This is a genomic window from Allobrachymonas sp. (assembly GCF_041912815.1).
Lineage (GTDB): Bacteria > Pseudomonadota > Gammaproteobacteria > Burkholderiales > Burkholderiaceae_C > Brachymonas.
Genome location: NZ_JAYRLV010000007.1, coordinates 98,785 through 121,183, shown reverse-complemented (window position 1 = coordinate 121,183; position 22,399 = coordinate 98,785). Strand labels below are relative to the sequence as shown.

Sequence of the window (22,399 nt, the reverse complement as noted above, 5' to 3'; positions counted from 1 at the left end):
TGCAACCTCAAACGCGCACTGCCCGTTTGTTTTTTATATTTCTTCAGCTACAGCCACTATGCAAACCGAAAAACTCCTGTCTACCCTGCTGGCCCTGCGCGAAGAGCAGACATCGCTGCCTGATCCGCATGTGCTGGCCGAATCCGACGAGCATGTGCGGCACCAGTATTTCACTCTGCTGGCCATGCTGCTGCTCAGCCAATCCACGTTGGGGGCACACCAAAGCCGCCTGTTTGGCCTGCTGCTCAAGGCGGCCGGGCTGGCCGATATGCAGGCCAGCATCTTGCAGGCCGCTCTTGATGCAGATGAAGCCAAGATGCGCGAAGCCATCGAGGCCATCAAAGACGAAAAAGCCGGCGCGACGTTGCTCATGGATGCCCTGGTGTTGGCGCGACTGGATGCCGTGCCCAGTGAACCCCAGCAACGTGCCATGGCCGAACTGGCGTACCAACTGGACCTGGACGATGCCACCGTGTGCAGCCTGGTCGACTTGGCAAGCACGGTGCTGGGCGTGGCCCAGCCTCTGCTGGATGCGAGCACACGTGAACGCCTGGCTGCCTTTGATTTTGAGACCTGCAAGCATTGGCATACCTTTATTTTTGAAGACCTGACCGCGGAAAAACTGCTGGCGGGCATGCACGGTGGATTGTGGAAGCTTTCGCAAAGCATCTCAGTGAACCAGGGGTGGTCGATGGAAGGCTGTTTTGTTGTTTTTGATGCGCATAAAGGCATAGCGCTGAAAACCATTGCTGAAGAAGGTGCGGTCAGCATTCAGAATTGCACCTGGATCGATCCTTTGGGTGTTTATTTTTCCGGACGGCTGAATGTGGAGGTCAATCACCTGAATGCAATCGGTGAGAGGAATTGTACGGACTTTGCGATGGAGATTCATTCCTCCCCCTCAGCAGTCTTTAACGACTGCCGTGCAACTGCCAAGGGGTATCGATTCTTATGCGCTGATGCGACAAACTTGACACTGTCGAGATGCACAATTCACGATTGTGGATCGTCATCCATGGATGCCAGAGGGGCGGCGCTTGTGCTCAATAGAAGCACGACTTCTATCACGGAATGCGGGTTTTCAGAAAACAAGTCGCTTTGCGGTTCTGATGTTTATTTTCAAGGAGAGAATTTTTTCAAGGCGGAGAAATGTGTATTTCAAAATGCCAGGGCTTATGGCGTTATGGAGGGCGGAGGAGTAGTCAGGGGAAGCAGTGTATTCTGTGAATATATGTTTTTTGCATCCGGTTCCCTGATTTCCAACTCTGTTTTTGATAATTGCAGTGCCTATGGGTATTTCGAAAGTGACAGCATTGTTTGTATTGCATTCGAAGAATGTACTGCTGCAAATTTCTGGTTGTACAATAGGGGTGATAAAAGCATTAATGACTGTTGGCTTAATGGAAGTTCAACTATTGAATATACCAATGACTGCAATGCACAAGAAAATATCACACTGAAAAAATGAAATTGCATCGTTATTTTGCGCCCTGGAAAAAATCCATGGAAGCCTGCATCGAGCCCATTGAAGCACAAGAGCGCGCCCTGCACGAAAAGCAGGCACGCTTTGCGAACGACCTGGAGACGCTGAACCTGCGCATCGGCATCATGGGTCAGGTCAAGGCGGGCAAAAGCACCTTTCTGAACGCCTTGCTGTTCGATGGCAAGCCGGTGCTGCCCCAGGCGGCTACGCCCAAAACAGCCAACCTCACGCGCATCACCTGGGGACCGGGCTACGCGCTGGACGTGGAGTTCTATTCCGCCAAGGAATGGGCGGATATTGAAGCCGCTGCCGCGCAGGCCGATGCAAGCCAGGCCAGCAAGGTGGCGCGCGAACTGGTGAGCCTGCTGCAGGCCAAGGGCGTGGATGCTGCTCAGGTGCTGGCTGCGCAGCAAGGCGCCGTGCAGACACACAGCGCCCCCGACCTGGACAGCCTGATGGCCTTGCTCAACGACTTTGTGGGCAACAACGGCCGCCACACCCCGCTGGTGAAAATGACGCACCTGTACCTGCCCATGGACGAGCTGCGCGGCTTTGACGTGGTCGACACTCCTGGCATGAACGACCCGGTGCTGAGCCGCACCATCAAGACGCGGCAGTATATGGAGCAGTGCGATGTGGTGTTTTTCCTGTCGCGCTGCAGCCAGTTTCTGGATCAGTCCGACATTGATCTGCTGGGCCAGCAGTTGCCTGACAGCGGAATCAAGCGCATGGTGCTGGTGGCAGGGCAACTCGATGCGGTGGTGCTGGATGATGGCTATGACCGCACATCACTGCAGGAAACGCTGCACAACGTGCGTACCCGCTTGTCGCATCGGGCCGCGGCCGAAATGGAAAAGCTGGCGCAGCGCCGCGATGCCATGGCGGGGGGCAGCGCCGGGGCAGAGCCCGATGCCGTCGGCCGCCCCATTGCCACCTTGCTGCGCAGCCTGAAAATGCCGCTGTTTGCCAGCACCTTTGCACATGGTTTTGCCAGCTGGCCGCAAGACCGCTGGGACGAGAGCATGCGCCATGTATATGCACAGATCAGCAGCTTGGCCGAAGAGTGCTGGATGCGGCCGGATGGGCTGAAAACTGCCGAATGGGAGGAAATGGCTGGATTTGCCCCCTTGCGAGCTGCCTACGATGCGGAGCGCAGCAACAAACGCGCTACCTTGCAGCAGCAGAAAAGCGCGATGTATGTGGATGTTGCCAACTCTATCGATGGGTTGCTGAATGCCTTGCAGGAAGAAGCACAGCGCCGCATCCAGCAATTGCAAACGGGCGATCTGAAAGCGCTGCAAAAGCAGCAAGACCAGCTGGCACGGAGGCTGGACGGCATTGCCCAGCAATTGAATCGCGTGACGTCCAAGGTTCTGGATGAGGCTCATGCGCAAAGCCGCCAGCTGTTGAATGGGCTGGCGCAAGATGCACAGGAGCATGCCGACATTCAAACCCGTACGGGTACGGAAGAGCGTACGCGCTCTTACCAAGTGAGTAATTCCACCTGGTATAAGTTTTGGACATGGGGAAGTACGCGGACGGTCTATTCCACCCAAAGCATCAGCTACGAATATCTTTCGGCTGCGGATGCGGTGGAGTCGCTGAGCCGCTACGAACGCAGTTGTGCACGCTCGATCGAGGCGCATTTTGGCCAGCTGATCAATGCGCAAGCCCTCAAGAAGGATCTGCGCAAAGCGCTGGTGGATGAGTTGAGCCGCCAGCAGCAGGAGTTTGACGCACGCGAGTTCCGTCACGTCCTGGAGGATGCATTGGAGCAGCTGCACATTCCGGAATTAGAGCTGCCCATAGGCAATGCGGCTGACGCTCTCACCAGCCAGTTCAGCGGCCGCGTGCGCAGCCAGGACATGGATGCCCTGCGTGCTACCCTGAACAAGGCTTTGCAGAATGTATTTGAGCGGTTGAAGACTGTTTTTGAGCAGCAGGCGGAAAAACTGCTGTTTCAGCTTCAAACTGTGCGCGACAGCCTGCAACAAACCTTGTCAGACAGCTTGCAGCTTGAGATGGCCCGCCTAGAGGAGGAATTCGGGCATAAACAAGCGCGCATCGATGAGTACCAATCTCTGATGCCTGTCATCCAGCAGGCGCGTGAAGAGGTCGAGACCATCCGCCGTACTGGACTGTAGAGGTCGCCAAGCAAGGCACTCCAGTGCTTTGCTGGGTCAGTGGGGGGCGTGTTTTTCCATCGCACTGCCTTTGCTGGTGCGGGATGGACTTGATTGTGGATTCGACTCCCACCACCAAAAGAGAACCCCGCCATTCCGGCGGGGTTCTCTTTTTATGCGCTTCTGATGCCGGGGTTCAGGCGGTTTGTTTCTTGACCCAGGCGGTGTAGGCGTTCATCCAGGTTTGGATGAAGGCGCGGGTGCGGTCGGTGGCGAAGCCGCCTTCGGGGGAGAAGGTGGAGTCGTCCACGTGGAGGAAGACTTCGGGCTGGGCCAGGGTGGGCATGTTGAGGAAGGCGAGCACGTTGCGCAGGTGTTGCTGGGCCAGGGCGGTGCCGATGGCTCCGGGGGAGGCGCCGAGGACGCCGGCGGGCTTGCCGCCCCACACGCTCTGGCCGTAGGGGCGCGAGCCGTGGTCGAGGGCATTCTTGAGGACGCCGGGGATGGAGCGGTTGTACTCGGGAGTGACGAAGATGACGCCCTGTGCGGCGGCGATTTCGGCCTTCATGCGCAGGACGCTGGCGGCCTGCTGGGCGTCGTCGTCCTGGTTGTAGAGGGGGAGGTCGCCGATTTCGACGATCTTGAGGGTGAAGTCGGCGGGGGCCAGCGTGGCGAGGGCCTGGGCAAGCTTGCGGTTGATGGAATCCTTGCGCAGGCTGCCGACGATGACGGCGATCTGGGTTTGACTCATGGAAAAGGTTCCTTTTTTTCCGGTTCCCGTGGGGGAAGATGGCAATAACGGCGGTGGCCGGGAGCCCGCGCATGACGACCTGCATGTCCTGCGCAGGCGCTGCCATGGTCGGGAACCATGACGGGGCCTGCATCCGTTGCAGCCCATTGTAGGCAGCAGGGTGGATTGGGGCATGGGGTGTGGCCATGGGGAGCCGGGATGTGGGGGATTGGGGCTGGCGGCTTGCAGGCGGGGTGGGAATGTGCCAGCTGCCGGATGAGGGGCGGGCGGGTGAGCGGCGGGGTATGCTGCGCGTGGGGTGTGGATTGCAAAGCGGCAGGCATGGCCCCATCTGCCAGGGCCCGGTGGAAGGTTTCGATGGTGCCTGGGATGCATCGAGGGGCCTGCGCCGGGACAGGAGTGGATGCGGGCTGTCTGCCGGATATGCTGTCGCATGGATGGATACAGGGGGTGCGGCGCTGCCTTTTTGGGGGGGCGCACCTGTGTTGTTTTATTCGGGCCGTGGTCATGAGTGATGTGGTGAATGTGTCGTCGGGTGTTTCTGCGGAGGGGCCGGAGGAGCCTGTGCATGGGGCAGCAGTGCCGGGGGGTGCGCCGTCGTCCGGTGAGGCGGGGTATCTGGGGCGGCTGATCCGCATTCGCGGGGCGCGGCAGCACAACCTGCGCCATCTCGATGTGGATATCCGCACGGGTGAGCTGACGGTGGTGACGGGGCCGAGCGGCTCGGGCAAGTCGAGTCTGGTGTTCGACACGCTGTTTGCCGAGGGGCAGCGTCGCTATGTGGAGACGTTCAGTGCCTATGCCCGGCAGTTTCTGGACCGCATGGACAAGCCTGCGGTGGATCGGGTGGACGGGGTGCCGCCAGCGATTGCGATTGACCAGACCAACCCGGTGCGCACCAGCCGGTCGACGGTTGGCACGATGACGGAGCTCAACGACCATCTGAAGCTGTTTTTTGCCCGTTTTGCCCACCTGTTCGACCGCGAGACGGCGCTGCCGGTGCGGGCTGACGATGCGGATTCGATCTATGCCGATCTGCAGCGGCGGGCAGCTGCGGCGGGCGATCCCCGGCTGGTGGTGACGTTTGCCGTGGAGCTGCCGGAGCAGACTTCGCCGGAAGAAGTGCAGCAGTGGCTGAGCGCCAGCGGGTTCGTGCGGGTGCAGGCCGAGCGCACGGAGGCGGGCCGCAAGGTGCTCGACGTGGTGGCAGACCGTTTCCGGATGGGGGCCACCGAACGGGCCCGCGTGGTGGAGGCGATCGAGGTGGCCCTGCGCCACGGAGGAGGGCGCCTGACGGTGTATGCCCTGGGCGTTGCCGGCGGGGAGGTGTCCGAAGCCGGTGGTGAGGACCAGCGCTGGCCGTATTCGGATGGTCTGCAGTGCCCGGAGAGCGGAGTGGCCTACCACGCACCGATTCCGTCCATGTTCTCCTTCAATTCGGCGGTGGGCGCCTGCGAGGCCTGCCGGGGCTTTGGACGGGTGATCGGGGTGGACTGGGGGCTGGTGGTGCCCGACGAGCGGCTCACCCTGCGCAAGGGGGCCATACGGCCCATCCAGACGCCGGCCTGGGCGGAGGTGCAGCGGGATCTGCTGCGCTATGCGGGGGCGGCGGGGATTCCGCGGGACACGCCCTGGAACCGCCTCACGCCGGAGCAGCGGCACTGGGTGATCGGAGGGGCGCCGGATTTTCGGGAGGGGAACTGGGAGCACCAGTGGTATGGCATTCAGCGGTTCTTCGACTATCTGGAGAGCAAGGCCTACAAGATGCACATTCGGGTGCTGCTGTCCAAGTACCGCAGCTACACCGAATGCCCGACCTGCCACGGTGCCCGGCTGCGCACGGAGAGCCTGCTGTGGCGCATCGGGAGCAAGGACGATGCCGACGCTGTGCTGGCACCGGGCGAGCGCTTCATGCCGCAGGGGGTGGCATGGACGCGGGCGCAGCTCGAAGCCCTTCCCGGGCTGTGCCTGCATGACCTGATGCTGCTGCCGATCACACGGCTGCGGGCTTTTTTTGCACGGCTGGCGGAAACACCTTGCAGCGCACCAAAAGAGCAAGCGGATAGCGTGTGTGCCGGAACGGGGGAAGCAGCCGACGCAGGGGCCGATGCCCAGGCGCGCCGGCTGCTGTTCGAGGAGATGCAGACCCGCCTGCGGTATCTGGACGAGGTGGGCATCGGCTACCTCACGCTCGACCGCCAGAGCCGCACCCTGTCCGGCGGCGAGGTGCAGCGCATCAATCTGACCACGGCGCTGGGCACGTCGCTGGTCAACACGCTCTTTGTGCTCGACGAGCCGAGCATCGGCCTGCATCCGCGCGACATGCACCGCATTACCGAGGCGATGCTGCGCCTGCGCGATGCGGGCAACACGCTGGTGGTCGTGGAACACGATCCGGCCGTCATGTGGGCGGCCGACCGGCTGATCGACATGGGCCCGGGGCCGGGCGAGCAGGGCGGGCGCATCGTGTTCGATGGCCCCTTCGAAGCACTCCGTCATGCCGATACCCTGACGGGGCAGTACCTGGGCGGGCGCCGGCAGGTGATCGACCCTGCGCGCTGGCATCCGCGTGCGGTGCTGCCCGGCACGCCGCGCCTGATTCTGGAAGGGGTGAGCGCCCACAACCTCAAGCACCTCTCGCTGGAGCTGCCGCTCGAACGGCTGGTGTGCATCACCGGGGTGTCGGGATCGGGCAAGTCCACGCTGGTGCAGGATGTGCTCGCGCCGGCGCTGCTGCGCCAGTTCGGCAAGGCCACCGAGGCTCCCGGCGCGTTCGAGCGTCTGCTGGGAGCCGACCACCTGGCCGATGTGGTGTTCGTCGACCAGTCGCCCATAGGCAAGACGGCACGCTCCACGCCCGTCAGCTACGTGGGAGCGTGGGACTCCATCCGGCAGCTCTTTGCCACAGCGCCCCTGTCGCGCGAGCGGGGCTACACCGGCAGCAAATTCAGCTTCAACAGCGGCGATGGGCGCTGTCCGACCTGCGGCGGCAGCGGATTCGAGCACGTGGAGATGCAGTTCCTGAGCGACGTGTATCTGCGCTGCCCGGACTGCAACGGCCGGCGCTATCGTCCCGAGGTGCTGGAGGTGACCATCGAGCGCGCAGGGCGCACCTGGAACGTGGCGGATGTGCTGGAGCTCACGGTGGGCGAGGCGCTGGGACTCTTCGACAGGGGGGACGTGCTCGACCGGGCCGTGCAGCGCGCCCTGCGTCCGCTGCAGGACGTGGGGCTGGACTACGTGCGGCTTGGCCAGCCTGTTCCCACCCTCAGCGGCGGCGAGGCGCAGCGGCTCAAGCTGGCGGGCTTTCTGGCCGAGGCGGCCGAGCGGCGCACGGCCACCCGGCAGAGGGTGGCGCACAAGGGCACCCTGTTCCTGTTCGACGAGCCCACCACGGGCCTGCACTTCGACGATATCGCCAAGCTGATGCGGGCCTTTGCCCAGCTGCTCGATGCAGGGCATTCGCTCGTCGTGATCGAACACAACCTCGACGTGATCCGCGCCAGCGACTGGGTGATCGACCTGGGCCCCGAAGGGGGCGACGCAGGGGGCGAGCTGGTGGCGCAGGGCACGCCCGATGCCATCCGTGCCCACCCCACCAGCCACACCGGCGAGGCGCTGCGCGAGTACGACCTGGCCATGGGCTTTTCTCGGGCCGGCACATCGTCCGGGCGACCGGGAGTGTCTGAGGCGCGGCTGCCTTGGGGCACGTCGCCCCATGGAGCGGGCAAGGCGATGCCTGCCGGCCCCGCACCGGCACCGACGTCCGCTTCCGGAGGACTGCGGGCCCAGTGTCCACCCGATGCCATCGAGGTGGTCAATGCACAGGAGCACAACCTGCGGCACCTCTCGGTCGACATTCCGCGCGGACGCTTCAACGTCATCACCGGCGTGAGCGGTTCGGGCAAGTCCACCCTGGCCTTCGACATCGTGTTCAACGAGGGGCAGCGCCGGTATCTGGAGAGCCTCAATGCCTATGCGCGCAGCATGGTGCAGCCGGCCGGCAGGCCCGAGGTGGATGCGGTGTTCGGCATTCCCCCCACCGTGGCCATCGAGCAGCGCCTGAGCCGTGGCGGGCGCAAGTCCACCGTCGGCACCACCACCGAGGTCTGGCATTTCCTGCGCCTCCTGTACGTCAAGCTCGGGGTGCAGCACTGCATCCACGACGGCACCCCTGTGGAGCCGCAGACACCCGAACGCATCGTGGCGCGCATCCTTGCGCGGCATCGCGGACAGCACATCGGCCTGCTGGCCCCCCTGGTCAGTGGGCGCAAGGGAATCTATACCGAAGTGGCGGAATGGGCGCGCACCCATGGCTACACCCATCTGCGGGTCGATGGCGAGTTCGTGCCTACCCAGGGGTTTCCGCGCCTCGACCGCTACCGCGAGCACACCATCGAGCTGCCCGTGCTCAGTCTGCACGTCACCCCTGCACAGGAGCGTTTGCTGCGCGACGGCGTGGCGGCAGACCTTCGGCATGGCAAGGGCGTGCTCCATGTGCTGGCCCCCCTCGATGGGCTCGCAGAGGCCATGGCTGCCGGCAGTTCCACGGCAGCCCTCGGCACGCTGGAAGTCTTTTCCACCCTGCGGGCCTGTCCCACCTGCGGCACCAGCTATGCGGAGCTCGATCCGCGCCTGTTCAGCTACAACAGCAAGCATGGCTGGTGTCCCGAATGCGTGGGCACCGGCGTGCGCCTCACGGCCGACCAGCGCCGCGCGCTCGACGATTCCGTGCAGGAGCGCGATGCCAAGGGCCGCGAGCAGAGCTTTGCCGAACCGGAGGTCGACGGCGTGGGCGAACAGCCCTGTCCGGCCTGCGGCGGCACCCGTCTCAATCCCGTGGCCCGCGCCGTGCGGCTGCCCGTGCCCGAGGAGCTGGCTGCAGCCGTTCCCGGCACGGCGCCCGGCCAGGGCGGTGTCGCCATCACTGCGCTGGCGCGCATGAGCGTGCAGGCACTGGCCGACTGGTTCGACCGGCTGCAGCCCGAAGGCCGCGCCGCCGAAATTGCCCGCGACATCCTGCCCGAGATCCGCTCCCGCCTCGCGTTTCTGCAGCAGGTCGGACTCGGCTACCTCACACTCGACCGTGGCGCCCCCACTCTCAGTGGCGGCGAGGCACAGCGCATCCGTCTGGCAGCCCAGCTCGGCAGCAACCTGCAGGGCGTGTGCTATGTGCTCGACGAACCTACCATCGGCCTGCACCCGCGGGACAACCACATCCTGCTCGATGCCCTGCAGGACCTCAGCGGCAAGGGCAACACCCTGCTCGTGGTGGAGCACGACGAGGACACCATTCGCCGTGCCGACCACGTCATCGACATCGGTCCGGGAGCCGGCGTGCGGGGCGGCAGCGTGGTGGCCCAGGGCACCGTGGCCGATGTCGAGGCCGCACCCGACTCCGTCACCGGCCGCTACCTGCTCCATGCCATGCGCCACCCCATGCAGCCGCGCCGCGCGGTGCAGACCGGCCCTGGCGAGGACGCCACGCCGATGCTCCATGTGCGCGACGCCACCCTGCACAATCTGCAGCACCTCGATGCTGACGTGCCCCTGGGCCGTCTGGTGGTCGTCACCGGCGTGAGCGGATCGGGCAAGTCCACCCTGGCGCGCGACGTGCTGCTCGCCAATGTCGAGGCCATCGTACTCCAGCGCTCCACCCGCGCCGGACGCGAGGCCGACGCCCAGGGCGAGCGCCCGGCCTGGACGGGCTGCGCGTCTGTCACCGGCTACGAGGGCATCGCCCGCGTACTGGAGGTGGACCAGACCCCCATCGGCAAAACCCCCCGTTCCTGCCCGGCGACCTATGTCGGCTTCTGGGATGCCATCCGCAAGCTCTACGCCTCCACCCTGGAAGCGCAGGCACGCGGCTTCGGCCCCGGCCGCTTCAGCTTCAACACCGGCGAGGGACGCTGCCCCGCCTGCGAGGGACAGGGCATGCGCACCATCGAGATGAGCTTCCTGCCCGATGTCAAGGTCGTGTGCGAAACCTGCCATGGGGCGCGCTTCAATCCCCAGACCCTCGCCGTCACCTGGCGCGGCCGCAGCATCGGCGACGTGCTGCGCATGGAAGTGGACGAAGCCGTCGACTTCTTCGCCAGCATGCCGGCCATTGCGCATCCGCTGCGCCTGCTGCAGGACGTGGGGCTGGGCTACCTCACCCTCGGACAGGCCTCACCGACCCTGAGCGGTGGCGAAGCCCAGCGCATCAAGCTCGTCACCGAGCTCACCAAGGTCCGGGACGACGTAGGCCGCCGGGGGCAAAAGGTGCCCCATACCCTGTACGTGCTCGATGAACCCACCGTGGGCCTGCACATGGCCGACGTGGAAAAACTCATCCGGGTGCTCCATCGCCTGGCCGATGCAGGCCACAGCGTCATCGTCATCGAGCATGACCTTGATGTCATGGCCGAAGCCGACTGGATGCTCGATCTGGGACCCGAAGGCGGCAGCGGCGGCGGGCGTCTGGTGGTCGCCGGCACGCCGGAAGCCGTCGTCGCCAGCGGCAGCCACACCGGTCAGGCACTTGCCCCCGTGCTGGCACGCAGCGGGGACGTGCTGCCCCACTGACTCGGCCCGAAAGAGCAGGGCAGAAGCGGATGGGATGTGCATGCATCCCACGTCTCTGCTGCTCTGCCTCTGCTGCTTTCAGAGGGACGCTTTCCCCATGGAGTGGGCAGAAGGCAAGAGCCATGCGGCCGCCATGCACCCGCTGTGCAGGCGCAGCGACAGATGCCGGAACGCCCGGAAGATCAGCTCCGGCGTTCCTGCAGACCCAGTGCCAGTGCGCGAAGTGCCTGGGCATGGGCGTTGTCGGACAGATCGGCAATCGCAGCAATGGCACGGTCGGCCTCGGCCGCTGCCACCACCCGTGCATCGGCCAGCGAGCCAGTGCTGCGCACGATGGCCACTACCTCGTCGAGCGCCTCCACCGAGCCGTGTTCGATCGCGTGACGGATCACGGCGGCCTGTTCCGCCGGGGCCTTCTGCATGGCAATGATCAGCGGCAGCGTGGTCTTGCCCTCGCGCAGATCGTCGCCCAGATTCTTGCCCATCTCCTCGGCCTGTCCCTCGTAATCGAGCACATCGTCGATGATCTGGAAGGCCGTGCCCAGCGCCTGTCCATAGGTTGCGCAGCACTCCTCGCGCTCGGCGCTGCAGCCCTGCAGCACCGCAGCGATGCGCGTGCAGGCCTCGAACAGCTTGGCCGTCTTGGAGCGGATCACATGCAGATAGTCCTCGGTCGTGAGCGAGGCGTCGTGCATGTTCATGAGCTGCAGCACCTCGCCCTCCGAAATGGTGTTGGTCGCCCCGGCCAGGATCTCCATGACGCGCATGTTCTGCACTTCCACCATCATCTGGAACGAGCGCGAATACAGAAAATCGCCCACCAGCACGCTCGCCGGATTGCCGAAGGACACATTGGCCGTCGGCCGACCCCGACGCAGGGTCGACTCATCGACCACGTCGTCATGCAGCAGCGTGGCCGTGTGGATGAACTCCACCACCGCCGCCAGCAGGTAGTGCTGCTCGCCCTGATAGCCGAGCGCCTTTGCCATCATGAGCAGCAGCGCCGGGCGCAGCCGCTTGCCCCCCGCGCCGATGATGTACTGCGACACCTGGCTCACCAGCGGCACCCCCGTGTTCAGCCGCGCGTGGATCACGCGATCCATCGCCTGCATGTCGGGGGCGATCAGGGCGAGGGCAGACTGTACGTTGGAGGCAGGCAAGGTGGAATCCCGTGGTGCGGAAGCGGCCCCGCAGGGCCATGAGAAACAAGGAGACGGAACCCGCCCCCTGCGAAGACCTCAAATTATAGAAGCCATGCCCCGCAAAGGTGCCGGGCCCCCGAGCTTGCCCTGTCCCTGATCAGGCCAAAATCCTTTTGTGACAGAAGGACTTGCGTCTCCGCCAGGGCTCAGGGTAAAATCCCGCTCTTGCCGGAAATTCGTCTGGCAAATTTCATTCATTTGAAGGTTTCAACAATGTACGCAGTCATAAAAACCGGCGGCAAGCAGTATCGCGTAGCAGCCGGCGACAAGATCAAGGTAGAACAGATTGCTGCGGACGAAGGACAAGAGATCACCATCGATCAGGTGCTGGCCGTCGGCGACGGCGACAGCCTGAAGGTGGGTACTCCCCTGGTTTCCGGCGCAACCGTGGTAGCCAAGGTGCTCGCCCATGGCAAGCACGACAAGGTCCGCATCTTCAAGATGCGCCGCCGCAAGCACTACCAGAAGCGCCAGGGCCATCGCCAGCAGTTCACCGAGCTGGAAATCGCTTCCATCAACGCTTGAAGCCCAAGGAGAGTAACTCATGGCACATAAGAAAGGCGGCGGCTCTACGCACAACGGGCGCGATTCCAAGCCCAAGATGCTGGGCGTGAAAGCGTTCGGCGGTGAACACATCAGCGCAGGTTCCATCATCGTGCGCCAGCGTGGTACCCGTTTCCACGCCGGCAACAACGTGGGCATCGGCAAGGACCACACCCTGTTTGCGCTCGTCGACGGTCACGTGTCCTTCGTGACGCGCGGCGCGCTCAACAAGCATGTGGTGGACGTGACCCCCGCCGAATAATCCGGCGCGGCAGGTTCGTTCCTCCCTTTGCCGGCCAGTGCCTTCGGGCGCGGGCCGGCTCGCACAAGCCCCGACTGGTTCGGGGCTTGTGCTTTTTGCGGGCCCGCACCCGGGCCTGCCCTACAATCGCACCCATCACCGGGCGGCCCGCAGGCCGATCCACAGGACCCAGGCATGAAATTCGTAGACGAAGCGTTCATCGACATCGCAGCGGGCGACGGCGGCAATGGCTGCGCTTCGTTCCGCCATGAAAAATACAAGGAATTCGGCGGCCCCGACGGCGGGGACGGCGGACGCGGCGGCCACGTCTGGGCCGTGGCGGATCCCAACCTCAACACGCTGGTCGACTACCGCTATGCACGCCGCTTCGAGGCACGGCGCGGCCAGCATGGCATGGGATCCGACATGTTCGGCGCGGCCGGCGAGGACATCACCCTCAAGATGCCGGTCGGCACCATCGTGAGCGACGCCGAGACGGGCGAAGTGCTGCACGAGCTGCTCGTGCCCAACGAGCCGGTGCTCATGGCCAAGGGCGGTGATGGCGGCTTTGGCAACCTGCGCTTCAAGAGCGCCATCAACCGAGCCCCCCGGCAGAAGACGCTGGGGCATCCGGGCGAGCGCAGAAGCCTCAAGCTCGAACTCAAGGTGCTGGCCGATGTGGGGCTGCTCGGCATGCCCAATGCCGGCAAGTCCACCTTCATTGCGGCCGTGAGCAACGCACGGCCCAAGATTGCAGACTACCCCTTCACCACCCTGCATCCCAATCTGGGCGTGGTGCGTGTGGGGCCCGAACAGAGCTTTGTCGTGGCCGATGTTCCCGGCCTGATCGAGGGGGCCGCCGAAGGGGCCGGCCTGGGGCACCAGTTCCTGCGCCATCTCCAGCGCACGCGCCTGCTGCTGCACGTCATCGACATGGCCCCGTTCGACGAGGGCATCGATCCGGTCGCGCAGGCCCGTGCCATCGTGGGCGAGCTGCGGAAGTACGATGCCGGCCTGTACGCCAAGCCCCGCTGGCTGGTGCTCAACAAGCTCGACATGGTGCCTGCCGAGGAGCGCGAGGCCCGCATCGCCGATCTGGTGCGTCGCCTGCGCTGGAAAGGTCCGGTGCATGCCATCTCTGCGCTCACGCGTGAAGGGTGCGAACCGCTCATCCGTGCCATCTACGAGCACATCCATCACGAACAGGTGGCCGAACAGCCGCCGCAGGAGATCGACCCCCGTTTCGTCGATCTGGAGGGCGAGGCTCCCGTGGCAGCGCCGGCCAAGTCCCGGGTCAAGCATTCTGCATCTCCCCGGCGGCGCACGGCGGGACGCGGCAAGCCTTCCGCATCCTGACCCAGCCGCAGATACCGGGCACGTCCGTGACGTGCCCGCCTGCATTCGTGCCGTCCGTTTTTCCCCTTCCATTTCCTGTCCGACATGTCTGAACTGCTCACCCCCGATCCCCTGCTGGCACGTGACATCCTGCGCCATGCGCGGCGCATCGTGGTCAAGGTGGGCTCCAGCCTGGTCACCAACGAAGGGCGTGGTCTCGACGAGCAGGCCATTGGCGAATGGTGCCGTCAGCTCGCCGAGCTGCGCCACCAGGGCTTCGAGGTCATCATGGTGTCGAGCGGTGCCGTGGCCGAGGGCATGAAGCGCCTCGGCTGGGCCAGCCGTCCCAAGGAAATCCATGAGCTGCAGGCCGCTGCAGCCGTGGGGCAGATGGGGCTGGCACAGATGTACGAAACCAAGCTCCGGGCCAATGGACTCAATTCTGCCCAGGTGCTGCTTACGCACGCCGATCTGGCCGACCGCGAGCGCTATCTCAACGCCCGTTCCACGCTGCTGACCCTCCTGCATCTGGGAGTGCTGCCCGTCATCAACGAGAACGACACTGTCGTCAACGACGAAATCAAGGTAGGCGACAACGACACCCTGGGAGCGCTGGTCGCCAATCTGGTCGAAGCCGACCTGCTGGTGATTCTGACGGACCAGCGCGGCATGTTCGATGCCGATCCGCGCAAGCATCCCGATGCCCACCTCATCGCCGTGGGCGAGGCCGGCGATCCGGTGCTCGAAACCATGGCCGGCGGCAGCGGCAGCAGCATCGGCAAGGGCGGCATGCTCACCAAGATTCTGGCTGCCCGCCGTGCGGCGCGTTCCGGCGCCAGCACGGTCATTGCCTGGGGGCGCGAGCCCGAGGCACTGCTGCGGCTGCTGAAGGGCGAGGTGGTGGGCACTGTGCTCGTGGCGGCCACCCAGAAGCTCCAGGCCCGCAAGCAGTGGATCGCCGATCACCTGCAGGTGCATGGCTCGGTGCGGATCGATGCAGGGGCCGTGAGCAAGCTTGTGCATGACGGCAAGAGTCTGCTGCCCATCGGCATGATCGGCGTGGATGGAGAGTTCCGGCGCGGCGAGGTCATCACGATCTGCGATCCCTCAGGCACCGAGATTGCCCGTGGATTGGCCAACTACTCCAGCGAGGAAGCGCGCCAGCTCTGCCGCCAGCCGTCCAGCCAGATCGAGTCGCTGCTCGGCTACGTGGCCGAGGCGGAGATGATCCACCGCGACAACCTTGTGCTCTCCGACTGGCACGCGCAGGGCTGACCGCCCGCTGTAGGCTGTGGGGGGACCACGCATCCAGCCACAGAGCCCTGCAGCGCCTGGAACGGCATCCGGGACTGCAGGCCCTTACTTCCCCAGGGCTGGCGATGGGGAAAAGAAGGAACCGCCCCCTTCACCAGGACGTGTTGGACCAATAGCGGTTGTGGCCGAAGCGGCGCCGGGCATCGTCGGTGGAGATGGGCGGAGTGGCATCGTCACAGAGGCCATCTTGTGCAATGGCAATGGCATAGCGGCTGCGCTCCAGGGCCAAGTCGCTCCAGGCGTCATCGGCTGCTTCCCAGCGCGCAGGGGTGAGGTCGAAGCGATAGCGCTCATAGGTCCGCACCTGCCACAGGCGGCAGTTGATGCCCTGATAGAAGGCTGACCGCGCGCCCTCCTTGCTGCTGAGCAGCACCACATAACGCACCACGCCATCCTGCCCCAGGGTGAGCGAATCCACATCGACCTGCACGGTGATGGCGGAATAGCCGGGCATGGGCACCTTTTCGAGATGCCGTGTCGACAGGGCGGGTGCCGGTGGCACCGGGCCTTCCTGCCAGTTGCGCTGTGCGGCTTCGGCATCGTAGGCCGGTGCAGCCTGGGCCACGGGAGACAGCAGAACAGTGACCAGGGTGCCGACCAGAAGGCAGGCACCGGCGAGCGGAGCAATGGGTTTCATGGGTGGGCAGTGGGATCGGCCGGGGACGGAGGCATGGCATCGGGGCCCTTGCCGGCGTGGGAAGGGCGGGCCTGCAGGCTTCCGGTGGGAATGGGGTCGTAGCTTGCGTCAGGTGGCAGGCTGAAGTCGGCCATGTCCACCCCGCGAGCGCCGGGCATGCCACGGTTGCGGGCAGACGCCGGAATCTGGATCTCCTGATCCAGACGGGGCTTGTGGTTTGCACGCAGGTAGCGGTTGCGATGGTCGGTGCGCGGCAGAAAGCGAGCGAGTTCCGTCAGGGCCATCTCGTAGACGCCGCGCTTGAATTCCACCACCACATCGAGCGGCACCCAGTAGTCGTTCCAGCGCCAGGCATCGAACTCGGGATGGTCGGTGGCGCGCAGGTCGAGCTCCCAGTCCTGTCCGAGGAGCTGGAGCAGGAACCAGATCTGCTTCTGGCCCTTGTAGTGGCCGCGGGCTTCGCGGCGGATGTAGCGGTCTGGCACTTCATAGCGCAACCAGTCTCGGGTGCGTGCCACGATCCGCACGTGGTGGGGATGCAGTCCCACCTCCTCGTGCAGTTCGCGGTACATGGCCTGCTCCGGCGACTCGCCACGGTCGATGCCGCCTTGGGGAAACTGCCAGCTGTGGGTGCGGATACGCTTGCCCCAGAACACCTGATTCTTGCGGTTGAGCAGAATAATGCCGACATTGGGACGAAAACCTTCCCGGTCGAGCATGATCAACTCCAAATTTTGTCATTGAATCCATTATGCACGGCAACGGCCTCCTTATCTACGAAAATAGGGGGATGGGACCGAGCCGCCCGCCTGCCCGCCCGAGGTTCGGCCGCTGCAGGGTGCGCCGCCTCCGCTACGGGCGCTGCCGCGGCTTCTTCCTTTGCTGCACAAGGGGCCTGGCGACATGCGCGTCCGTGTGCGACGCGAGGCCGGTTCCCGATTCTGATTCTCATTCCACAAGGCATCACAGATTTCCATGAAAGCTTCCCAGTTTCTGATCACCACCCTTCGAGACGCCCCGGCCGATGCCGAGGTTGTCAGCCACAAGCTCATGATGCGGGCCGGCTTCATCAAGCGGATGGGGGCGGGCATCTATACCTACATGCCCATGGGGCTGCGGGTGATTCGCAAGGTCGAGGCCATCGTGCGCGAGGAAATGAACCGCGCCGGCGCCATCGAGATCACCATGCCTGTCGTCCAGCCGGCCGAGCTGTGGCAGGAGACCGGGCGATTCGACAAGATGGGCCCCGAGCTGCTGCGCATTCAGGACCGCCATGACAACCGCTTCGTGATCCAGCCCACGAGCGAGGAAGTGGTGACCGACATTGCGCGGCAGGATCTGCGCAGCTACAAGCAGCTGCCCAAGAACCTCTACCAGATCCAGACCAAGTTCCGCGACGAGCGCCGTCCGCGCTTCGGCCTGATGCGGGGGCGCGAATTCATCATGAAGGACGCCTACAGCTTCGACAAGGATGTCGAAGGCGCCAAGGCCAGCTACCAGAACATGGCGCAGGCCTATCGCCGTGCCTTCGACCGCTTTGGTCTGGACTACCGTGCGGTGGCGGCCGACAGCGGCGCCATCGGGGGCGATCTGAGCGAGGAATTCCAGGTCATCGCCGCCACCGGCGAGGATGCCATCGTCTACTGCCCGACCAGCGCCTACGCGGCCAACATCGAGAAGGCCGAGGCCCTGGCTCCCACGCAGTCCCGTGCGGCCGCCACCGAACCTCTGGTCGAGGCGCCCACACCCGGCAAGAGTACCTGCGCCGATGTGGCTGCCCTGCTGGGAGTGCCCCTGCAGCGCACGGTCAAGTCGCTCGTGCTGGCGACCGATACGCTCGATGACGCCGGCGACATCGTCGGAGTGGAGGTCTGGCTGCTGCTGCTGCGCGGCGACCATGACATGAATGAAGTCAAGGTCGGCAAGATCCCGGGTCTTGACCAGGGCTTCCGCTTTGCCACCGAGACCGAGATCGTCGAGCACTTCGGCTGCCGCCCCGGCTATCTGGGGCCGCTGCGGCTGCAGAAGCCGGTGCATCTCGTGGCAGACCGCGAGGTGGCCGTGATGGCAGACTGGATCTGTGGGGCCAACCAGCCCGATGTCCACCTGACCGGGGTGAACTGGGGCCGCGATCTGCCCGAGCCCGAGCTGGTGGCCGATCTGCGCAATGTGGTCGAGGGGGACCTTGCGCCGGACGGCAAGGGCGTGCTGGCCATCGAGCGCGGCATCGAGATCGGCCATATCTTCTACCTCGGCACCAAGTACAGCAAGGCCATGAATGCCACCTTCCTCGACGAGAACGGCAAGGCCCGATGCTTCGAGATGGGGTGCTACGGCATCGGAATCACGCGCCTGCCGGCAGCGGCCATCGAGCAGAACCATGACGAACGCGGCATGATCTGGCCCGATGCGATTGCCCCCTTCACGGTGGTGATCTGCCCCATCGGCATGGATCGCAGCGAGGCCGTGCGCACCGAGGCGCTGCGCCTGCACGATGCGCTCCAGGCCGCAGGGGTCGATGTCATGCTCGATGACCGTGGCGAGCGTCCCGGTGTCATGTTCGCCGACTGGGAGCTCATCGGGGTGCCGCACCGCGTGGTGCTCTCTGACCGGGGCATTTCCGCGGGCGAGTGCGAATACCAGCATCGTCGCGATACGGCCGCCACCAAGGTGCCCCTGCAGGACATCGATGCCTTCCTGAGTGCCCGTGTGGCTGCCGCTGCACAGGCCTGATGGTGCACACCCCGGGGTGCTGCGCCATCGGCCCGCGCGGCATTCCGGAGTGACTGCAGTACAGCAGTATCATGGCGGGCCCGAGAATATGCACGGCATGCTCCCGTCAGGGGGCAGCCCAGACAAGATGGTGACACATTCAGCACAGCCAATGGAGTGGAACAAGGAAGAAGGGCTGCTGCCCCGCCGGGCATGGCTCGCGCAGCAGCTGCGCCGCAGCGCAGGCGTGGTGGCCGGTCTGGCTGGCGCCGGCACGTGGCAGCAGGCCCAGGCCGGTGCCCAGAAGGAGGAGTATCTGGCCGATTCCGTGCGCACGGCCCTGAGCTCGGCCATTGCCTACAGCGCACCGCCGGTGCCGGTGTTCTTTGATCGCAAAAGCGAAATGGAATACCGCTACTGGCTCACCAGCATGAGCCAGCGCCTCGGCAACCGCATGATCAACGATTTCACGCGGCAGGAATTTCTGCAGACGGTATGGTATGAGGCCACCCGTGCCGCGCTCGAGGTGTCCCTGGTGCTGGGGCTCATTCAGGTCGAGAGCAATTTCCGCAAGTTCGCCATCTCCAATGTGGGCGCTCGCGGACTCATGCAGGTCATGCCGTTCTGGGTGCGTCAGATCGGCGATGGCGACCCCGGCAAGCTCTTTCACATGCAGACCAATCTGCGCTTTGGCTGTGTCATCTTGCGCCACTACCTCTACCGCGAGAGCGGCAACATGTACATGGCGCTCGGTCGCTACAACGGATCGCGTGGCCAACCTCAGTATCCGAATGCCGTCTTCGGAGCCCAGCGGCGCTGGGTGCTGTGATTGCGGGGAAGAAGGGGAGCTGTAAGTGTCCCCTTCTGCGTCCTCGCCTTTCGGGGCACGAAAACAGCCAGGCCCCTGAAAAGGGGCCTGGATCGTGCACGAGAGGTGCGGCAGCGGGCTTACATGCTGCCGTAGTTGGGGCCGCCGCCGCCTTCGGGAGCCACCCAGACGATGTTCTGCGTGGGATCCTTGATGTCGCAGGTCTTGCAGTGCACGCAGTTGGCGGCATTGATTTGCAGGCGGTCGGAACCGTCCTCGTTCTTCACGAACTCATAGACGGCAGCCGGACAGTAACGGCTTTCGGGGCCGGCGTACTTGGCCAGGTTCACCTTGACCGGCACGGTGGAATCCTTGAGCGTCAGGTGCGAAGGCTGGTTTTCCTCGTGGCTGACGTTGGCGATGAACACACTGCTCAGGCGGTCGAAGGTCAGCTTGCCGTCGGGCTTGGGGTACTCGATGCGCGCGCACTCTGCCGCTGGCTTGAGCTTGGCGTAGTCGGGGGTCTTGCGGTGCATGGTCCAGGGCATGTTGCCGCCGAGCAGCTTCTGCTCGATGCCGGTCATGATGGTGCCCATGTCGCGGCCCTTGTGGAACCAGTACTTGAAGTTGCGGGCCTTGTTGAGCTCGTCGTAGAGCCAGCTGGCCTGGAAGGCATCGGGGTAGGCGGTCAGCTCGTCGGAATGGCGGCCGGCCACGATGGCATCGTAGGCGGCGTCGGCGGCCAGCATGCCGGTCTTGATGGCGGCATGGCTGCCCTTGATGCGGCTGGCGTTGAGGTAGCCGGCATCGTCACCCACCAGCACCCCACCCGGGAACACGGTCTTGGGCAGGCTCAGCAGACCACCGGCGGTGAGGGCACGTGCGCCGTAGCCGATGCGCTTGGCGTTGACATTGCCGTCCTTGTCGGTGAAGTACCACTTGATGTTGGGATGGGTCTTGAAACGCTGGAATTCCTCGAACGGGCTCAGCCACGGGTTCTGGTAGTCCAGCCCCACGACGAAGCCGATGCTCACCATGTTTTCGCCCCAGTGGTACATGAAGGAGCCGCCATAGGTGTCTGCATCCAGCGGCCAGCCGGCACTGTGCAGCACCAGGCCCGGCTCGTGGCGGGAGGGGTCGATCTGCCACAGCTCCTTGATGCCGATGCCGTAGGCCTGCGGATCCTTGCCTTCGTCGAGCTTGAAGTGGGAGATGAGCTGCTTGCCCAGCTGGCCGCGGCAGCCTTCGGCGAAGACGGTGTATTTGGCATGCAGTTCCATGCCGAGCTGGAAGTGGTCGGTCGGCTCGCCGTTCTTGCCGATGCCCATGTTGCCGGTGGCCACGCCCTTGACGGAGCCATCGTCATTGAACAGCACCTCGGTGGCAGGGAAGCCGGGGAAGATTTCCACACCCAGGGCCTCGGCCTGCTGGGCCAGCCAGCGGGTGAGGTCGGCCAGGCTGATGATGTAGTTGCCGTGGTTCTGGAAGCACTTGGGCAGCATGAAGTGCGGCACGGACGTGGCCTTGCCGTTTTCCTTGAGCATGAGGAACACGTCGCGGGTCACATGCTGCTGCACGGGGGCACCACGTTCTTCCCAGTCGGGGAAGAGCTCATGCAGCGCCTGGGGATCGAAAGTGGCACCGGAAAGGATGTGGGCGCCGGGCTCGGAACCCTTTTCGAGCACGACGACCGACACGTCCTGGCCATGTTCGGCTGCGCGCTGCTTGAGGCGGATGGCGGTCGACAGGCCGGCAGGGCCGCCGCCCACGATGACCACGTCATAGTCCATGGATTCACGCGGGCCGAACTGTTCGAGAATTTCCTGAGGGGTCATGTTGTCTCCAGCAGATTGATCAAATTGATGGTGCGCAGGATTCCGTATTCAGAAAGCGGCACATTGAGTGTGTCACAAAAAAGAACGGTCGTGCGATTTCTGTGCGTTTGCCGAGAGCGGATAGGCAGTCTCTGGGGCAAAATCGAATGGCATGCAGATCCCGGGCGTCTGTTTACGCGAGGTTACAGCCAGTTTCCTTCGTAATTGTAGGGACAAATACCATCCTGATGCCCATTCCGGCCTCGTCGCGATCCAGAAAATCCGGGCCTGTCGCAGTTTGCGCCCCTCATTTCCCGCAGAAGGAGAACCCCCATGAAATTGCCGCTGCCCACCGAAAAGTACGAAATCCACCGCATGCGCATGCCAGTGCGCTGGGGAGACATGGATGCCTTTGGCCACGTCAACAACACCGTGTATTTCCGGTATTTCGAGCAGGCCCGCGTCGAGTGGCTCACCCAGGGGGGGCGTACGATGGTGGCCGACGGCAAGGGGCCCGTGGTGGTCAATGCCTTCTGCAATTTCTACCGACAGCTCGAATATCCCGCCAATCTGGTCATTACCCAGTATCTCAGCCATCCGGGACGCAGTTCCTGTGATGTGTGGATGACGATTGAGCGTGCAGACCAGCCGGGCCAGATCGTGGCCGATGGGGGCGCCACGATCGTGTGGGTCGACTTTGCGGCGTCGCGCGCCGTGCCTCTGCCGCCGTGGGTGCGTGCGCTCATGGACGAGGGCATCGCCCGGGCGCGTGAGCGCATGGCCATGCAGCAGCAGATCCAGCAGCAGGTTCAGGGCAGCGATCCGCTGCCCGTGCAGCCAGACTGAGGCGTCGAGTCGCGCGGAGCGGG

15 protein-coding genes are annotated in these 22,399 nt (G+C 64.3%); 10 read left to right on the top strand and 5 right to left on the bottom strand.

What is annotated here, in order from left to right; all coding sequences use genetic code 11:
* Window positions 1–58: 58 nt before the first annotated feature.
* Both ACE3P9_RS07505 and ACE3P9_RS07500 read left to right on the top strand, forming a co-directional pair.
* Window positions 59–1,468: a right-handed parallel beta-helix repeat-containing protein gene (locus ACE3P9_RS07505; protein ID WP_374492963.1), complete on the top strand. Its 1,410-nt coding sequence runs from the start codon at window positions 59–61 to the stop codon at window positions 1,466–1,468.
* On the top strand, window positions 1,465–3,627 hold the full coding sequence (locus tag ACE3P9_RS07500; protein WP_374492962.1) for a dynamin family protein: 2,163 nt from the start codon (window positions 1,465–1,467) through the stop codon (window positions 3,625–3,627). Before ACE3P9_RS07505 ends, ACE3P9_RS07500 begins: the two co-directional genes overlap by 4 nt.
* A 175-nt stretch (window positions 3,628–3,802) precedes the next feature.
* Here ACE3P9_RS07500 and ACE3P9_RS07495 read toward each other — a convergent pair whose 3' ends face one another.
* The gene (locus tag ACE3P9_RS07495) at window positions 3,803–4,357 is read right to left on the bottom strand and encodes an NADPH-dependent FMN reductase (RefSeq protein WP_374492960.1); all 555 of its coding nucleotides are present in this window, start codon (window positions 4,355–4,357) and stop codon (window positions 3,803–3,805) included.
* A 507-nt stretch (window positions 4,358–4,864) separates the two neighbouring features.
* Here ACE3P9_RS07495 and uvrA point away from each other — a divergent pair.
* Complete coding sequence (gene uvrA / locus ACE3P9_RS07490; protein ID WP_374492957.1) at window positions 4,865–10,924, top strand: excinuclease ABC subunit UvrA; 6,060 nt, start codon at window positions 4,865–4,867, stop codon at window positions 10,922–10,924.
* A 182-nt stretch (window positions 10,925–11,106) separates the two neighbouring features.
* Here uvrA and ACE3P9_RS07485 read toward each other — a convergent pair whose 3' ends face one another.
* A complete protein-coding gene (locus ACE3P9_RS07485) occupies window positions 11,107–12,036 on the bottom strand; it encodes a polyprenyl synthetase family protein (RefSeq protein ID WP_374492987.1) in 930 nt (309 codons plus the stop codon).
* 303 nt (window positions 12,037–12,339) lie between these two features.
* Here ACE3P9_RS07485 and rplU point away from each other — a divergent pair, with 303 nt between their 5' ends.
* The 4 genes from rplU to proB all read left to right on the top strand — a co-directional run bounded on the left by rplU (window position 12,340) and on the right by proB (window position 15,520).
* Window positions 12,340–12,651, top strand: coding sequence for a 50S ribosomal protein L21 (gene rplU, locus ACE3P9_RS07480; RefSeq protein ID WP_374492956.1), 312 nt, complete (start codon window positions 12,340–12,342; stop codon window positions 12,649–12,651).
* 19 nt (window positions 12,652–12,670) lie between these two features.
* Window positions 12,671–12,931 carry a 50S ribosomal protein L27 gene (gene rpmA / locus ACE3P9_RS07475; protein ID WP_374492954.1) on the top strand — a complete coding sequence of 87 codons (261 nt, stop codon included), beginning with the start codon at window positions 12,671–12,673 and terminating at the stop codon, window positions 12,929–12,931.
* A gap of 174 nt (window positions 12,932–13,105) precedes the next feature.
* Window positions 13,106–14,266, top strand: a complete 1,161-nt coding sequence (gene cgtA, locus ACE3P9_RS07470) for an Obg family GTPase CgtA (RefSeq protein WP_374492952.1) — start codon at window positions 13,106–13,108, stop codon at window positions 14,264–14,266.
* Between the two features lie 84 nt (window positions 14,267–14,350).
* Window positions 14,351–15,520 (top strand): glutamate 5-kinase, encoded by a 1,170-nt coding sequence (proB, locus tag ACE3P9_RS07465; protein ID WP_374492950.1) that lies wholly within the window; start codon window positions 14,351–14,353, stop codon window positions 15,518–15,520.
* 130 nt (window positions 15,521–15,650) lie between these two features.
* Here proB and ACE3P9_RS07460 read toward each other — a convergent pair whose 3' ends face one another.
* Both ACE3P9_RS07460 and ACE3P9_RS07455 read right to left on the bottom strand, forming a co-directional pair.
* Entirely contained in the window at window positions 15,651–16,196 is a 546-nt protein-coding gene (locus ACE3P9_RS07460; RefSeq protein WP_374492949.1) for a CNP1-like family protein, read from the bottom strand.
* Window positions 16,193–16,915 carry an RNA pyrophosphohydrolase gene (locus ACE3P9_RS07455; RefSeq protein WP_374492947.1) on the bottom strand — a complete coding sequence of 241 codons (723 nt, stop codon included), beginning with the start codon at window positions 16,913–16,915 and terminating at the stop codon, window positions 16,193–16,195. Before ACE3P9_RS07455 ends, ACE3P9_RS07460 begins: the two co-directional genes overlap by 4 nt.
* A 256-nt stretch (window positions 16,916–17,171) precedes the next feature.
* Between ACE3P9_RS07455 and ACE3P9_RS07450 the strand changes: the two genes are divergently transcribed.
* Together ACE3P9_RS07450 and ACE3P9_RS07445 are read left to right on the top strand one after the other, a co-directional pair.
* Window positions 17,172–18,929 carry a proline--tRNA ligase gene (locus ACE3P9_RS07450; RefSeq protein WP_374492945.1) on the top strand — a complete coding sequence of 586 codons (1,758 nt, stop codon included), beginning with the start codon at window positions 17,172–17,174 and terminating at the stop codon, window positions 18,927–18,929.
* 151 nt (window positions 18,930–19,080) lie between these two features.
* Window positions 19,081–19,737: a lytic transglycosylase domain-containing protein gene (locus ACE3P9_RS07445; protein WP_374492944.1), complete on the top strand. Its 657-nt coding sequence runs from the start codon at window positions 19,081–19,083 to the stop codon at window positions 19,735–19,737.
* Window positions 19,738–19,856: 119 nt separating this feature from the next.
* On the opposite strand, the gene ACE3P9_RS07440 is transcribed toward ACE3P9_RS07445, so the two are convergent.
* Entirely contained in the window at window positions 19,857–21,551 is a 1,695-nt protein-coding gene (locus ACE3P9_RS07440) for an FAD-dependent oxidoreductase (RefSeq protein WP_374492942.1), read from the bottom strand.
* A 312-nt stretch (window positions 21,552–21,863) separates the two neighbouring features.
* Between ACE3P9_RS07440 and ACE3P9_RS07435 the strand changes: the two genes are divergently transcribed.
* Window positions 21,864–22,376: an acyl-CoA thioesterase gene (locus ACE3P9_RS07435; RefSeq protein ID WP_374492940.1), complete on the top strand. Its 513-nt coding sequence runs from the start codon at window positions 21,864–21,866 to the stop codon at window positions 22,374–22,376.
* Window positions 22,377–22,399: the final 23 nt, after the last annotated feature.

Bases quoted from the DNA above. Each gene is read 5' to 3' on its own strand.
- ACE3P9_RS07445 (WP_374492944.1), top strand. From the start codon at position 19,081: ATGGAGTGGAACAAGGAAGAAGGGCTGCTGCCCCGCCGGGCATGGCTC.
- proB (WP_374492950.1), top strand. From the start codon at position 14,351: ATGTCTGAACTGCTCACCCCCGATCCCCTGCTGGCACGTGACATCCTG.
- ACE3P9_RS07505 (WP_374492963.1), top strand. From the start codon at position 59: ATGCAAACCGAAAAACTCCTGTCTACCCTGCTGGCCCTGCGCGAAGAG.
- ACE3P9_RS07435 (WP_374492940.1), top strand. From the start codon at position 21,864: ATGAAATTGCCGCTGCCCACCGAAAAGTACGAAATCCACCGCATGCGC.
- rpmA (WP_374492954.1), top strand. From the start codon at position 12,671: ATGGCACATAAGAAAGGCGGCGGCTCTACGCACAACGGGCGCGATTCC.
- rplU (WP_374492956.1), top strand. From the start codon at position 12,340: ATGTACGCAGTCATAAAAACCGGCGGCAAGCAGTATCGCGTAGCAGCC.
- ACE3P9_RS07495 (WP_374492960.1), bottom strand. From the start codon at position 4,357: ATGAGTCAAACCCAGATCGCCGTCATCGTCGGCAGCCTGCGCAAGGAT.
- ACE3P9_RS07450 (WP_374492945.1), top strand. From the start codon at position 17,172: ATGAAAGCTTCCCAGTTTCTGATCACCACCCTTCGAGACGCCCCGGCC.
- ACE3P9_RS07485 (WP_374492987.1), bottom strand. From the start codon at position 12,036: ATGCAGGCGATGGATCGCGTGATCCACGCGCGGCTGAACACGGGGGTG.
- cgtA (WP_374492952.1), top strand. From the start codon at position 13,106: ATGAAATTCGTAGACGAAGCGTTCATCGACATCGCAGCGGGCGACGGC.
- ACE3P9_RS07440 (WP_374492942.1), bottom strand. From the start codon at position 21,551: ATGACCCCTCAGGAAATTCTCGAACAGTTCGGCCCGCGTGAATCCATG.
- ACE3P9_RS07460 (WP_374492949.1), bottom strand. From the start codon at position 16,196: ATGAAACCCATTGCTCCGCTCGCCGGTGCCTGCCTTCTGGTCGGCACC.
- ACE3P9_RS07455 (WP_374492947.1), bottom strand. From the start codon at position 16,915: ATGCTCGACCGGGAAGGTTTTCGTCCCAATGTCGGCATTATTCTGCTC.
- ACE3P9_RS07500 (WP_374492962.1), top strand. From the start codon at position 1,465: ATGAAATTGCATCGTTATTTTGCGCCCTGGAAAAAATCCATGGAAGCC.
- uvrA (WP_374492957.1), top strand. From the start codon at position 4,865: ATGAGTGATGTGGTGAATGTGTCGTCGGGTGTTTCTGCGGAGGGGCCG.